The sequence below is a fragment of the Rhizobium redzepovicii genome, assembly GCF_019793435.1.
Taxonomy (GTDB): Bacteria; Pseudomonadota; Alphaproteobacteria; order Rhizobiales; family Rhizobiaceae; genus Rhizobium; species Rhizobium redzepovicii.
The window spans coordinates 263175-277051 of sequence record NZ_JAILYH010000006.1; the positions used below are offsets into that span (position 1 = coordinate 263175).

At 62.2% G+C, this 13877-nt stretch carries 9 protein-coding genes and 1 tRNA gene; 5 read left to right on the forward strand and 5 right to left on the reverse strand.

Annotated elements, in window-relative coordinates:
• The first annotated feature begins 18 nt into the window (after positions 1-18).
• Entirely contained in the window at positions 19-1677 is a 1659-nt protein-coding gene (locus tag K6N12_RS11940; protein WP_097627253.1) for an acyl-CoA dehydrogenase family protein, read from the forward strand.
• Positions 1678-1962: 285 nt separating this feature from the next.
• Here K6N12_RS11940 and K6N12_RS11945 read toward each other — a convergent pair whose 3' ends face one another.
• Positions 1963-2172, reverse strand: a complete 210-nt coding sequence (locus K6N12_RS11945; protein ID WP_097627292.1) for a type II toxin-antitoxin system VapB family antitoxin — start codon at positions 2170-2172, stop codon at positions 1963-1965.
• Positions 2173-2313: 141 nt separating this feature from the next.
• The gene (locus tag K6N12_RS11950) at positions 2314-5217 is read right to left on the reverse strand and encodes an Rne/Rng family ribonuclease (protein WP_097627255.1); all 2904 of its coding nucleotides are present in this window, start codon (positions 5215-5217) and stop codon (positions 2314-2316) included.
• 625 nt (positions 5218-5842) lie between these two features.
• On the opposite strand from K6N12_RS11950, the gene K6N12_RS11955 reads away from it, so the two are divergent.
• The 3 genes from K6N12_RS11955 to prfB all read left to right on the forward strand — a co-directional run bounded on the left by K6N12_RS11955 (position 5843) and on the right by prfB (position 11174).
• Entirely contained in the window at positions 5843-7117 is a 1275-nt protein-coding gene (locus K6N12_RS11955; protein WP_097627257.1) for an N-acetylmuramoyl-L-alanine amidase, read from the forward strand.
• Positions 7118-7482: 365 nt separating this feature from the next.
• The gene (locus K6N12_RS11960) at positions 7483-9942 is read left to right on the forward strand and encodes a penicillin-binding protein 1A (protein WP_097627261.1); all 2460 of its coding nucleotides are present in this window, start codon (positions 7483-7485) and stop codon (positions 9940-9942) included.
• Between the two features lie 100 nt (positions 9943-10042).
• Positions 10043-11174, forward strand: a protein-coding gene (prfB, locus tag K6N12_RS11965; protein WP_165503911.1) for a peptide chain release factor 2 whose coding sequence is annotated in 2 segments (ribosomal slippage) — positions 10043-10111 and positions 10113-11174 — 1131 coding nt in all. Because the reading frame shifts where the segments join, the coding sequence is not laid out codon by codon here.
• 55 nt (positions 11175-11229) lie between these two features.
• On the opposite strand, the gene K6N12_RS11970 is transcribed toward prfB, so the two are convergent.
• Genes K6N12_RS11970 through K6N12_RS11980 form a run of 3 tightly spaced genes read right to left on the reverse strand, consistent with a single transcriptional unit; the run spans position 11230 to position 13571 of the window.
• Positions 11230-12249: an alpha/beta hydrolase family protein gene (locus K6N12_RS11970; RefSeq protein ID WP_097627265.1), complete on the reverse strand. Its 1020-nt coding sequence runs from the start codon at positions 12247-12249 to the stop codon at positions 11230-11232.
• Positions 12250-12283: 34 nt separating this feature from the next.
• Positions 12284-12793, reverse strand: a complete 510-nt coding sequence (locus K6N12_RS11975) for a hypothetical protein (RefSeq protein WP_097627267.1) — start codon at positions 12791-12793, stop codon at positions 12284-12286.
• A gap of 4 nt (positions 12794-12797) precedes the next feature.
• Positions 12798-13571 (reverse strand): NAD kinase, encoded by a 774-nt coding sequence (locus K6N12_RS11980; protein WP_049734088.1) that lies wholly within the window; start codon positions 13569-13571, stop codon positions 12798-12800.
• Between the two features lie 155 nt (positions 13572-13726).
• Between K6N12_RS11980 and K6N12_RS11985 the strand changes: the two genes are divergently transcribed.
• Positions 13727-13802, forward strand: a tRNA-Thr gene (locus K6N12_RS11985).
• The last annotated feature ends 75 nt before the right edge of the window (positions 13803-13877 follow it).

The following is a 13877-nucleotide window of genomic DNA, read 5'->3' on the forward strand; positions in this document are numbered from 1 at the left end:
TTACACTAGAAGCGAATTATGACCTCCGCCAACCGGACTGACGAAAAACTCGCAGAACTCAACCAGCCGAGCCTGTGGTCTGGCATCAACGCCTATCGGTCCGATCCGCTGATCGTCGATCTGACGGCGGCCCTGCCGCGCGGCATTCGCGAAGACCTGGAAAACATGGGCCGCTACGTCACCTCGCCGGAGGCGCAGGAGCTGGCGCGCATGGCAAACCAGGGCGCGCCGCAGCTGCGCACCCACGGTCCGCGCGGCGAGCGCCTCGACGTCGTGGAATTCCACCCGGCCTGGCATGCACTGATGCGCCGCTCCATGTCGGTCGGCCTGCATTCTTCCGTCTGGGATCCGCAGGCCGATGCCGATGCCAAGGATCAGGCCCACAAGGTTCGCGCCGCCCGCTTCTATCTGACCGCGCAGCTGGAATCCGGCCATCTCTGCCCGCTGACGATGACCAGCGCCTCCGTTGCCGCGCTCTCGGCCTCGGCCGCGGTGCAGAAGGACTGGGCGCCCAAAATCCTCTCGCGCAAATATGATTCGTCGAACAAACCCGCCATGCAGAAATCCGCCGTCACCATCGGCATGGGCATGACGGAAAAGCAGGGCGGCACGGATGTGCGCGCCAACCGCAGTGCTGCCGAAAAGGTCAGCGAAGGCATCTACCGGCTGTCCGGCCACAAATGGTTCATGTCCGCTCCGATGAGCGATGCCTTCATCATGCTGGCGCAGACGAAGGAGGGCATGGGCTGCTTCCTCGTGCCGCGGCTGCTGGAGGATGGTTCGGCCAACGGCTTGCAGTTCCAGCGGCTGAAGGACAAGGTCGGCAACCGATCCAACGCCTCTGCCGAGGTCGAGTTCACCGATACCTTCGGCTTCCTGCTCGGCGGCGCGGATGCCGGGATCCGCACCATTCTCGACATGGTGACGCTGACGCGGCTCGACTGCGCGCTGGCCTCGTCAGGCATGATGCGCGCCTCGCTGGCCGAAGCCGTACACCACACCCGCGGCCGCAACGTCTTCGGCAAGATGCTCGTCAACCAGCCGATCATGACGCGCGTGCTGGCCGACATGGCGCTCGATGTCGCCGCCGCCACCGCACTGTCCTTCCGTCTGGCCGACGCCTTCGACAAGGCGCGTGGCAATGCCGAGCAGGCAGCCTATGCCCGCGTCATGACGCCGGTCGCCAAATACTGGTGCTGCAAGATCGCGCCGGCGCTGATCTACGAGGCGATGGAATGCATCGGCGGCAACGGCTATATCGAGGAACGCCCGATCGCCCGCCATTACCGCGAAGCTCCCGTCAACGCCATCTGGGAAGGCTCCGGCAACGTCATGGCGCTCGACGTGCTGCGCGTGCTCAACCGCGGCAAGGACCTATTCGAGACGGTGTTCGCTGGTCTTGCCCGCGATCTCGGTCCGGCCGGCAAGAAGACGATCGACGTGCTGCGCGCTGCAATCGCGCTCTGCGAACAGGACGAGGGGGCCGCGCGCCTGCTCGTCGAGCAGCTGGCGCTTGCCGCCGGTGCCGCCGAACTCTATCGGCTGGGCGCTGGGCGCATTGCCGATGCCTTCATCGAGACGCGCCTTGCCGGCGGCTGGCGCTCCACCTACGGCATGCTCGATTCCCGCTTCGACGCCAGCTACATCGTCGACCTGCTCTATCCGCCGGCGGGCTGACCACAGGCGGCGTATTGTTCACCTCGCCTCGTCGATCCAATCGATAGCGAAGCGCTGCGCCGACGGCTGCCCCTCACCCTAACCCTCTCCCCGTAAACGGGGCGAGGGGACGTGCCCCGCGAGACACTGGCGACGGATGGAGACGTTGCGGCATATCCCCTTCTCCCCGCGCGCGGGGAGAAGGTGCCAGCAGGCGGATGAGGGGGGTGTCGACGATCTCCCGGACCTGGCTGGCCACACTTGTCCCGCGCTGATGCACGATCCACCACCGACTGTGGATGACGATCACTGTCCGTCGTCCGGCTGGTCGCAACGTCTCTCTTCCAGGTCGCCCTCCCAGCCTATGCCTGCGAGATCGGCGATCGCATTTTTCCGGCGGTGCTTCTCGATGAGGTTTCGCAAAGCCTGTTCGACGGCGGCATCTTTTGTCGCCAATCCCGTGACGATCATTGCTGCGTCGAGCAAGCCGTCATCGATATCGATCGTCGTCCGCATGACAACCTCGGCTGTACCAATATGATGAAGGTACACGCCCATCCCTTGGGGTTCAACTTCACTGAAGGTACCGTTGCCACAAGCAAAAATCCGACCGCGTCGCCGCGGCCGGATTGATCATTTACGTCCGAAAATCAGCGTTCAGAAGAAGCCACGGCGCTGCCACCAGCCGGCCTTTTTCGGCTTGCCGTCGTCGCTTTCGCCATTTTCGCTGCGGGTGGATTTCACAGTCGGCTCGGAGGAGGTGATGTTGGATTCGCGGTTGGCGCGAACTGGCTTTGCCTCTTCCGGGGCCTCTTCCTGAGCGGGCGTTTCGAGATCGGCGGAGGCCTCGACCAGCTCCGGCTCGGCTTCGGCGACAGGAGCTGCTTCTGCTACTGGCTCCTCCACAGGCGCTGGGGCGGCTTTGCGGCGGCCGCGGCCCCGGGCTGGCTTCACATCCTCGGTGACAACAGCCGCACCCTCGACAGCGGCAGCTGCGGCTTGGCTTTCGCCAGCCTGCTCGGCAACCGCTTCGACTGTTTCGGCTTCTCCAGCAGCGCCGTTGTTCGAAACGTCGTCGCCTTCGCTCTCTTCGCCGCCCCCGTCAGCGCCATTGTCTTCACCGGCTTCGCCGGCCGTCAGTTCGGAACCGTCCTCGGCGCGGTTGCGGCGGCCGCCGCGCTTGCCGCGACGGCGGCGCTTGCGGCGCTGCGATTCTTCGCTCTCAGCCAGCGTCTCGGACGTGGCTTCGGTGGTTTCATCACCTTCGCCGCCCTCGTCGTCGCCGTCTTCATCCTCGTCGCCGGCTTCGCCTGCTGCCGATGCCGGCTGCTCGGCATTGCCGTTGCGGCCGCGCCGGCGCCGGCGGCGCTTGCGCTTGCGGTTGCCGTCACCTTCGCCTTCGGAGCGTGCCGCGACGGGTCGCTCAGTGGCTGCCGGCTTTTCCTCGAGTTCCTCGTCTTCTTCCTCATCCATTTCGATGACGATGTCGTCGTCGTCATCCTCGGGAATGGCTGCGAAATTGAAGAGCGTCTCGATCTTGACCGGGTTCTCCACGGCCTCGCCGCGATCGATGGCGAAATGCTGCGCCCCGACCGAACCGTCCGCATCGATGACGATAGCGACGCCGAAACGGTTTTCGTAATCGATGATTGTCTGGCGCTTGTGGTTGAGCAGGTAGAGCGCAATGTCAGGCGTGGTGCGTACGCTGATATTGTGCGTGGTATTCTTGAGCAGATATTCCTCGATACCGCGCAGGACATGCAGCGCGACGGAGGACTGCGAACGCACATGGCCGCTGCCGCCGCAATGCGAGCAGACCTGCGTCGTCGATTCGAGAACCGAGGCACGGATGCGCTGGCGCGACATTTCCAGCAGGCCGAAATGCGAGATACGGCCGACCTGGATGCGGGCGCGATCGTTCTTCAGGCATTCCTTGAGCTTCTTCTCGACAGCGCGGTTGTTGCGCTTCTCTTCCATGTCGATGAAGTCGATGACGATCAGGCCGGCGAGGTCGCGCAGGCGAAGCTGGCGGGCGATTTCCTCAGCGGCTTCGAGGTTGGTTTGCAGCGCGGTGTCCTCGATCGAGTGTTCGCGCGTCGAGCGGCCGGAGTTGACGTCAATCGAAACCAGCGCTTCCGTCTGGTTCATGATCAGGTAGCCGCCGGAGCGCAGCGTCACCTGCGGCTGCAGCATGCGGTCGAGCTGGGCTTCGATGCCGGAGCGCGAGAAGATCGGGTGAATGTCGCGATAGGGCTGAACCACCTTGGCATGGCTCGGCATCAGCATCTTCATGAAGTCTTTCGCTTCACGATAGCCTTCCTCGCCGGCAACAATGATCTCGCCGATATCCTTGTTGTAGAGGTCACGGATCGAGCGCTTGATCAGCGAGCCTTCCTCATAGACGAGGCAGGGAGCCGTGGACGCCAGCGTCAGCGTGCGCACGTTCTCCCAGAGGCGCATCAGATATTCGAAGTCGCGCTTGACCTCGACCTTGGTGCGGTTGGCGCCGGCCGTGCGCAGGATGACGCCCATGCCCTGCGGCACCTCGAGCATGCGCGCGATTTCCTTCAGGCGCTTGCGGTCGGCCGGGTTGGTGATCTTACGGGAAATGCCGCCGCCGCGCGCCGTGTTCGGCATCAGCACGGAATAGCGGCCGGCAAGCGATAGATAGGTGGTGAGCGCTGCACCCTTGTTGCCGCGCTCTTCCTTGGCGACCTGGACGAGCAGGATCTGGCGGCGCTTGATGACTTCCTGGATGCGGTACTGCTTGCGCGGCTTGCGCTGCACGCGATCCGGCACTTCCTCCATCGCGTCTTCGGCGCCGACGGATTCGATGACTTCCTCTTCGCCGTGATCGTCATCATCGTCGTCATCATCGTGGCGACGCTTGCTGGTGTCGACGTCTTCGGAGATCGAGTCTGTTTCCACCATGGCGGCCATCGCGCCGCCGGTCGAGCCGTCATCCTCGTTGTCGACGCTCGAAGCGCCTTCGGCTTCGACGTCTGTGGGAACGGCGTCCTCGGTCGCGGTCGTCTCGGCAGCCGGCTCGGCTGCCTTCTTGCGGCTGCGGCGCGGTCTGGCCTTCTTGGCCGGCGCTTCCTCAGCGGCCTCGGGCGATGCAGCGGCCTCTACCGCTGCCGCTGCCGGCTCTTCCGTCGCAGCAGCCGTTTCCGGCGCCTCTGCCGGCACGATGCCGACATCCGGCTGATCCTGCTTGGAAAGATCGACCATCGGCGCGGTTTCGACATGCTCGACATCTTCATCGCGGCGATGCTCCTCGGCCTCGGCCCGAAGCAGCGCCTGACGGTCGGCAAGCGGTATCTGATAATAGTCGGGATGGATTTCGGCGAAGGCCAGGAAGCCGTGCCGGTTGCCGCCGTAATCGACGAAAGCGGCTTGCAGCGAGGGCTCGACCCTCGTTACCTTTGCCAGATAGATGTTGCCGCGGATCTGCTTCTTGTGCTGCGACTCGAAGTCAAATTCTTCTATGCGGTTCCCGCGAACGACAACGACGCGCGTCTCTTCCTCGTGAGACGCATCGATAAGCATTTTGTCTGCCATGTAAGCTGTGCTCCTCGGCGTGGCCGCGAGAGCGCATTCCCGACTGCTGTTGAAACAGAAAGAATGCGGTCCACTGTAGCCGCGCCGGATAATGAAAGTCGCGCCTGATGCGAGGGGGAGGGCAGCAGCCAGACCGCAGCCGGAACCATTTCGGTCCGGGGCCTGTACACTTCAGATAAAACCTGCTGCGAAACCATCAACAACCAAGCGTGATCGACAAATACGAAGACCCGTTCGGGTCCGATGAGTTTGCTCCCTGAGAGCGTGGTGGCTGATCCACCAATGAATTCCGACAATAAGCCGGAAAATCAGGATCCAGTTCTAGGGATGAAGCGCATGAGACGGCGGACGATGACCGGTGGTGGCGCCAGGTCCTGATCTGGCTGGCAGCCTTTGCGGCGACTCTATCCCGTCAACACTTTACCCTAAAATTCGTTGTATGTTTTCTGTGTCACAATAGCAAGGGAAAAGCCAAATGTGCCATAATATTGATGGATTTCGTAACGCATAGAAACTGGGGATAGAGTGATTGCGATTCGGCGGGCCGCAAAGGGTGTTTCGTCCAGGCGACGTTCGACGCGGCCGCGTCGGCTCCATCGCAATACAGATAGGGTGTGGCGGGTTATTGTTTAAGAGGGCTCGGATCGCGGCGAAATCCGCAGGGCGGCGGCGATCGACATTCGCAAGGCGGATTCTGGCAGCACTTCTGGCCGTCGGTCTGCTGCCGGCCGTTGCCGGTTCCGCCGAGGCCGGGGATCCGCTGCTTGCTTATGGCGCGCGCATCGTCGGCGACGATGCAAGGACCCGTATTGTCATCGATTTCGATCGCGAACCGCGCTTCTCGGTCCACTATATCGCCAATCCGGAACGCATCGTCATCGACCTGCCGGCGACCGCCTTCGGTTTTCCGGCCGAGGATCTCGCTGCCCGCGGCCTGTTCAAGGATATCCGCTACGGCAAGATGGACGAGGAAAGCGCCCGCATCGTTCTGACGACGGCACGGCCGGTGAAGCTGGCGCTCGCCAAGGTGCAGGCCGACGAGGCCGGCAAGGGTCATCGTCTTGTGCTCGATGCCGAGATGATCGACAAGCAGGCCTTTGCCGAACTGGTGAAGACGCAATCCTGGAATGATCGGACGTCGAGCGATGGGAGCGAGGCGGCCCAGACGACGAGCGCCATTCCGGCGCCTGAGAAACCCGCCCCCGGCGATTTCGTCATCGCCGTCGACGCCGGTCATGGCGGCATCGATACCGGCGCGATCGGGGTCGACACCAAGACCGAGGAAAAGCAGGTGACGCTTGCCTTCGCCAAGGCGCTGACCGAGCGGCTGAACAAGGAGCCCGGCATCAAGGCTTTCCTGACGCGCGAAGATGACGAATTCCTGTCGCTTTCGCAGCGTGTGCTGATCGCCCGCCAGAACCATGCCGGCCTGTTCATTTCGCTGCATGCCGACACGCTGAAGCAGAAGGATATCCGCGGCGCTACCGTCTACACCATCTCCGACAAGGCATCCGACAAGCTCGCCGCCGACCTTGCCGAACGCGAAAACCTCTCCGACCAGATTGCCGGCAAGGAGACGGTCGCCGAGCCGCCCGAGGTCGCCGATATCCTGCTCGATCTGACCCGGCGCGAGACCCAGGCTTTCTCGATCTCGCTCGCCGAAAGCGTGCTGAATTCTTTCAAGGACCAGGTCGGCACCATCAACAACCCGCACCGTCATGCCGGTTTTCGCGTGCTGCAGGCCCCCGACGTGCCGTCGATCCTCCTCGAACTCGGGTTCCTCTCGAATGCCGACGATGAGAAACTGCTGCTCGACGAGACCTGGCGCGGCAAGATCGTCGGTCTTTTGACCGATGCGGTGAAGCGCTACCGCGCTGCCGTCATCGCCAATGGCGGCTGATGCCTGACCGACCCATAAATCCATAGGGGTTGTGGGTCGGCGAAATTAATGAAAACAAAGACTTAATGTAAGTCGCATGACTCAAAGTCTGAGCGGGATGGTTCGGATTGGCGGCGGGGGCGGGCGTTGCTTGGATGTGACAGTTCTAATGAAACGCGGCCGCAGCGGTGAATGCGGCGGGCAGAGCCCTATTTTCCTCACAATCGCGCCGTTACTCCGGCTTATGTTTCGTAAGCCTGTGGCGCGGAATCGGCTTGTGGCGGTAGCGCTCATGGAGTAAGCCGCGCAACGTGCAAATTGCCTTGATCCGTGCAATCGTTGCGTTCTGCGCCGATTGAAGATCGAAGAGACCGGTAGCTGAAAATATGGTTAGACTTTTTGGATATTTCTTCGGAATGGCCTGCGTCCTGTTTCTGGTCGCGGCGGCGGGTGTTGCCATCTATCTCGCCAACGTCGCGAAGGATCTCCCGGATTATGCCGTTCTGAACAGCTATGCGCCGCCGGTGACCACCCGTGTCCACGCCGGCAACGGTGCGCTGATGGCCGAATACGCCAAGGAAAAGCGTCTCTTTCTGCCGATCCAGGCCATCCCCGACCGCGTCAAGGCGGCTTTCCTGTCGGCCGAAGACAAGAATTTCTACAACCATCCGGGCGTTGATCTCACCGGTCTCGGCCGCGCCATCCTCGTCAACCTGCAGAATTTCGGTTCCGGCCGCCGCCCCGTCGGCGCGTCGACGATCACCCAGCAGGTCGCCAAGAATTTCCTTTTGAGCTCTGACCAGACGATCGACCGCAAGATCAAGGAAGCGATCCTGTCCTTCCGTATCGAGCAGGCCTACAGCAAGGACAAAATCCTTGAGCTCTACCTGAACGAGATTTTTTTCGGCCTGAATTCCTATGGCATCGCCGGCGCGGCACTCACCTATTTCAACAAATCCGTTACCGAACTGACGGTTGCCGAAGCCGCCTATCTGGCATCGCTACCGAAAGGTCCGGCCAATTATCATCCTTTCCGCCATCCCGAAGCTGCGCTCGAGCGTCGCAACTGGGTGATCGACCGCATGGTCGAGAATGGCTATGTCAGCCAGAGCGACGGCGAGGAAGCCAAGAAGCAGCCGCTCGGCGTCACCGCCCGCACGACCGGCCCCTCGCTTTTTGCTTCGGACTATTTCGCCGAAGCCGTGCGTCGCCAGTTGATCGACCAATATGGTGAGAAAGTCCTCTATGAAGGCGGCCTTTCGGTGCGCACCTCGCTCGATCCGCAGATGCAACTCGCTGCCCGCAAGGCGCTGCAGGACGGTTTGGTGACCTACGACGAGCGCCGCGGTTTCCACGGGCCCATCAAGCAGATCGATGCAAGCGGTGACTGGGGTAAGGCGCTTGCCGATATTCCTGCGCTCGCCGACGTCCCGGAATGGCGGCTTGCCGTCGTGCTCGCCGTCTCCGACAGCACCGTCGATATCGGCCTGCAGCCACCCAAGGATGGAAGCGGCAAGGTTTCGGCCGACCGTCAACGCGGCACGATCGACGCCAAGAACATGCAGTGGGCCTTCCGTTCGGCCGACAGCGCCCGCAAGAGCACGAAATCGCCGGTCGGCGCCGTCGCCCCCGGTGATGTCGTCTATGTCGCAAAGCTCGGCGACGACGCCTCGACCTCCTATCGCCTGCAGCAGCCGCCGAAGGTGCAGGGCGGCCTGGTCGCCATGGATCCGAAAACCGGCCGCGTGCTCGCCATGGTCGGCGGCTTCTCCTATTCGCAGTCCGAATTCAACCGCGCCACCCAGGCGATGCGCCAGCCGGGCTCCTCGTTCAAGCCCTTCGTCTACGCCGCCGCGATGGACAATGGTTATACGCCGGCCTCCGTCATCATGGACGCGCCGATCGAGATCGTCTCGGGCGGCCAGGTCTGGAGGCCGGAAAACTACGGCGGCGAATCCGGCGGCCCGTCGACGCTGCGTTCGGGCATCGAGCATTCCCGCAATCTGATGACGGTGCGCCTCGCCAACGATCTCGGCATGAACATCGTCGCCGAATATGCCGAGCGCTTCGGCATCTACGATCACATGCTGCCGGTTCTCTCCATGTCGCTCGGCGCTGGCGACACGACGGTGCTGCGCATGGTCTCGGCCTATTCGGTCATCGCCAATGGCGGTAAGCAGATCAAGCCGACATTGATCGACCGCATCCAGGACCGCTACGGCAAGACGATCTTCAAGCATGAGGAGCGTCTGTGCGAGGGCTGCAATGCCGGCGACTGGCAGAACCAGGAAGAGCCGAATGTCGTCGACAACCGCGAGACCGTTCTCGACCCGATGACCGCCTATCAGATCACCTCGATGATGCAGGGCGTCATTCAGCGCGGCACCGCCGCCGGCAAGATCGATCTCGGCGGCCGCGACGTCGCCGGCAAGACCGGCACCACCAACGACGAGAAGGATGCCTGGTTCGTCGGCTTCACACCGGATCTGGTCGCCGGCCTCTATATGGGCTTCGATACGCCTGGCCCGCTCGGCCGCGGCGGCACCGGCGGCGGTCTCTCCGCCCCGATCTTCAACGAATTCATGCAGGCCGCCGTCAAGGACACGCCGGAATCGAAGTTCGTCATCCCGCCGGGCATGAACCTGATTTCGATCGACCGCAAGACCGGCATGGCCGCCGTCGACGGCGATCCGAACACCATCATCGAGGCCTTCAAACCAGGCACCGGCCCGGCCGACAGCTTCAACGTCATCGGCATGGATAGCACCATGGCGCCGGAAGAGATCCTGAAGACCTCGCCGCAGGCAAACCAGGCCGTCCAGACCGGCACGCCCGGCCTGTTCTGACCGTCGCCGAATTTTGAACGCCCGCCGCGGCTCTTTACATCCGCGGCGGGCGTCTCTATTCAGCAGCATTTGAAGAAGACCGTTACAGAAAAGCAGGAAAATGCGAGCCGAAATCGAAAACGTGGTCGATGAAACCAAGCAGGCTATCACCCTGCTGAGGAGGCATCTTTGACTGGGACCAGGCGATAAGACGGCTGGACTGGTTGAACAACAAGGCAGAGGATCCGAACCTCTGGAACGACGCTACCGAAGCGCAGAAGCTGATGCGCGAGCGCCAGCAACTCGATGACGGCATCAGCGGCGTCAAGCAGCTGGAACAACAGCTGAACGACAATATCGAACTGATCGAGCTCGGCGAGGAAGAGGGCGACGAAGGTGTCGTCAAGGAAGCCGAGGATACGTTGAGGGCCCTGAAGGCCGAGGCTGCGCGCCGCCAGGTGGAAGCGATGCTCTCCGGCGAGGCCGACGGCAACGACACCTATCTCGAAGTTCATTCAGGCGCCGGCGGCACCGAAAGCCAGGACTGGGCGAACATGCTGCTGCGCATGTACACCCGCTGGGCCGAACGCCAGCGTTTCAAGGTCGAGCTTCTCGAAGTTCATGACGGCGAAGAGGCGGGCATCAAATCCGCGACCCTGCTCGTCAAGGGACACAATGCCTATGGCTGGCTGAAGACGGAATCGGGCGTGCACCGGCTGGTGCGCATCTCGCCTTACGACAGCAACGCGCGTCGCCACACCTCCTTTTCGTCGATCTGGGTCTATCCCGTGGTCGACGACTCGATCCAGATCGAGATCAACGAAGGCGACTGCCGCATCGACACCTATCGTTCGTCGGGCGCCGGCGGCCAGCACGTCAACACCACCGACTCGGCGGTGCGCATCACGCATATGCCGACCGGCATCGTCGTGCAGTGCCAGCAAGAGCGTTCGCAGCACAAGAACCGCGCCAAGGCCTGGGACATGCTGCGCGCCCGCATGTATGAAGCCGAGCTGAAGAAGCGTGAGGACGCCGCCAACGCCGAAGCCGCCTCCAAGACGGATATCGGCTGGGGCCACCAGATCCGCTCCTACGTGCTGCAGCCCTACCAGCTGGTCAAGGATCTGCGCACTGGCGTCGCCAGCACCGCGCCGGACGACGTGCTCGACGGCGAACTCAACGAGTTCATGGAAGCGGCTCTCGCCCACCGCATCAGCGGCGCCGCCGACGCAGTCGTTGACGACGTGGACTGATAGACAAAAGCAGAATTGAGACGAGAAAGCCCCGGAGACGGGGCTTTTTTGATGCTCAGGCGAGCCCTTTGACGGCGCTGTGCTGGAAAAGCGCTGCCGACAGATCGGCAGTCTCATCATGGATGGCTGCGCGCTCGATATCAGGGGGATCGGTAAAGAGCTCTGCCGCAAAGGCCAGGCCGAGTGCGGTGCCCTCAGGCACGAAGACGTAATGCCCAAGGCCGCCGCCGAAGATTTTAAGAGTGCTGTGTCTCAGCCGCGCATGCAGCCATGCCGAACATTCCGCGGCCGGTGCCGCCCTGTCTGCGTCGCCGACCAGAATGAGGGCGGGCGCGTCGACAGCTTTCAGGCTTTCCTCGCTGAAACCGAGAACGGACCGGCCCGGCGCGCACAGGAGCGCGGCCTTGATTCTGTCGTCCCGGTAGGACTTCGACATGCGCGACCATGAATCGCGAAACACATCGCTGCTGCGAAGCAAGGTCGGGATATGATCGGCAAGATCGGGAAATTCCCTTGGTCCGCGCGTGCCACCCGGCTTCATTCTGGATGGTTCGAATTGCGAAAACTGGGCGACCGCGCCAAGAAGCAGCGCGACGCTATAGGCCCCGGCCGAAAATCCGGCGGCGAACGCGCGGGTTGTATCGATATGACAGGAGAGATTGCCGAGCCATTCATCGCTGTGGTCAAGCATGAAGCTCAGATCCGGCGCCCGCTCCCAGAGGCAGGCGAAGCCTTCGGCGCGATAGGGCTCGTTACCGGTATTGCCGTGATGGTTGACGCCGAGTGCTGCAAATCCGCGATCGGCCAGCCGTCGCGCTAGCCATTCCAGTCCGGCCGCGGATCCGCCGGTCCCATGCGACAACAGGACGAGGGGATAGGACCGGACATCCGGCCGGACGGGTGCGTCGCGGGCGACGACCGCCTTCTTGAACCAGCTTCTTTCCGTTGTATCGCTTTCCCGCGCCTCATCGGCAGCGCGGTACCACAGCGACCAGCTGATCGGTCTGGGGCCGTTTGCGTCCCAATTCGACCTGTTCTTGTCGTAAAGGACGCCGTCGCGGTAGCCGAGTTTCATCTCTTCTACTCCTTCCCGAACGATTCCCAGTGGTTCAATTCGTCGCTTTTTCGACGGTAATGTCGCCGAATTCGTCGATCAGCACGGTCCAACCATCCGGCTCGGCATTGGGCTCGGTTTTCAGATAGATCGTCGCGAACAGCCCCGGTTCCTTGATGATGCCGTTCGAATTTTCGGGGCGTATATCGGTAACATAAGGCTTCAGGTCGCTGATCTCCTGCAACTCGACGGTAGAAGCGATCGTCGGGCCGGTCTCGGTCTGGGCAATCTGCTGGAGATAGACCTTGGAGGTCCTGTCTGCCTGGCGCACGGCAAAGAGCTTGTAGTAGCCGTGGCGCTGCGTGGCCTTTGCCTGCGGGCTGGCAACACTTTCGGCGCCTGTCGGCGCCCGCTCGACATCAGGTGCGTTGCCGTCATCCTCCCAGTAGCCGGTGCTGGTCGCGAAAATCACCGATGCCGGCAGGATGGCATCCTGCGCCGGCAAGGCTGCGGCCGACCATCCGATGAGGAAAACCGTGGTCATCAATATCCGTCGCACAGCCATCGTCTCAATCCTTGAACTGCTCGGCGAGAATACGGTCGGACCAGGAGCGGTCGGGATCGGAAAGGATGCGTGCGGTCATATGCTCCGACTGGGCAATGCGGACATGCAGCACCGATTTGACCTCGGTATTGTCGGCCACCGCATTCACCGGCCGCTTCACCGGCTCGAGCACATCGATATCGACGGTCACCTTGTTCGGCAGCAGTGCGCCCCGCCAGCGCCGCGGCCGGAAAGCGCTGACCGGCGTCATGGCGAGCAGCGGCGCCTCCAGCGGCAGGATCGGACCATGGGCGGAAAGATTATAAGCCGTCGATCCGGCAGGGGTCGCGACCATCAGCCCGTCGCAGATCAGCTCCTCCAGGCGGACGCGCCCGTCCACCGTCACCCTCAGATTCGCCGCCTGATAGGATTGACGGAAAAGATAGACCTCATTGATGGCGAGCGCCGTCGAGTTGGTGCCATCGGCGTTGGCCGTCGTCATCTGCAACGGCCGGAAGACGTTTTCGACAGCGACGCAGATACGCTCCTGAAGCTGTTCGCTGCGATAGTCGTTCATCAGAAAGCCGACCGAGCCGCGGTTCATGCCGTAGACCAGCTTGCCGGAATTCATGGTGTTGTGCAGCGTCTGCAGCATGAAACCATCGCCGCCAAGCGCGACGATGACATCGGCATCGTCGGCCGGCACGTCGCCATAGATGCGAATCAACTCCTCGCGCGCGGCGAGCGCCTCCGTCGTCGGCGAGGCGATAAAGGAAAGAGTCTGAAATGAACGGCCCATGCAATGCCCTTTGTGAAGCTGCTCTAGCTAACGGATAAAGGGCTGGTGCGACAAGGACGTTTTCTATCGCCAAGCGTTTGAGGGCGGCCGACTTCTCCGCATAGACACGAATTTTTCTTTACAGAATCATAGAATCTGCTAGTTGGGCACCTATTGCCCTTGTAGCTCAGTTGGTAGAGCACCTGATTTGTAATCAGGGGGTCCCGGGTTCGAACCCTGGCGGGGGCACCATTCTTATTCTCCGATACGCTGTCCCTGGATGAACCCTGGCTGAAGGGTTGCTTCAGCGGCAGTTCAGCCGCTCCG

Bases quoted from the DNA above. Each gene is read 5' to 3' on its own strand.
- K6N12_RS11940 (WP_097627253.1), top strand. From the start codon at position 19: ATGACCTCCGCCAACCGGACTGACGAAAAACTCGCAGAACTCAACCAG.
- K6N12_RS11945 (WP_097627292.1), bottom strand. From the start codon at position 2,172: ATGCGGACGACGATCGATATCGATGACGGCTTGCTCGACGCAGCAATG.
- K6N12_RS11950 (WP_097627255.1), bottom strand. From the start codon at position 5,217: ATGGCAGACAAAATGCTTATCGATGCGTCTCACGAGGAAGAGACGCGC.
- K6N12_RS11960 (WP_097627261.1), top strand. From the start codon at position 7,483: ATGGTTAGACTTTTTGGATATTTCTTCGGAATGGCCTGCGTCCTGTTT.
- K6N12_RS11980 (WP_049734088.1), bottom strand. From the start codon at position 13,571: ATGGGCCGTTCATTTCAGACTCTTTCCTTTATCGCCTCGCCGACGACG.
- K6N12_RS11970 (WP_097627265.1), bottom strand. From the start codon at position 12,249: ATGAAACTCGGCTACCGCGACGGCGTCCTTTACGACAAGAACAGGTCG.
- K6N12_RS11975 (WP_097627267.1), bottom strand. From the start codon at position 12,793: ATGGCTGTGCGACGGATATTGATGACCACGGTTTTCCTCATCGGATGG.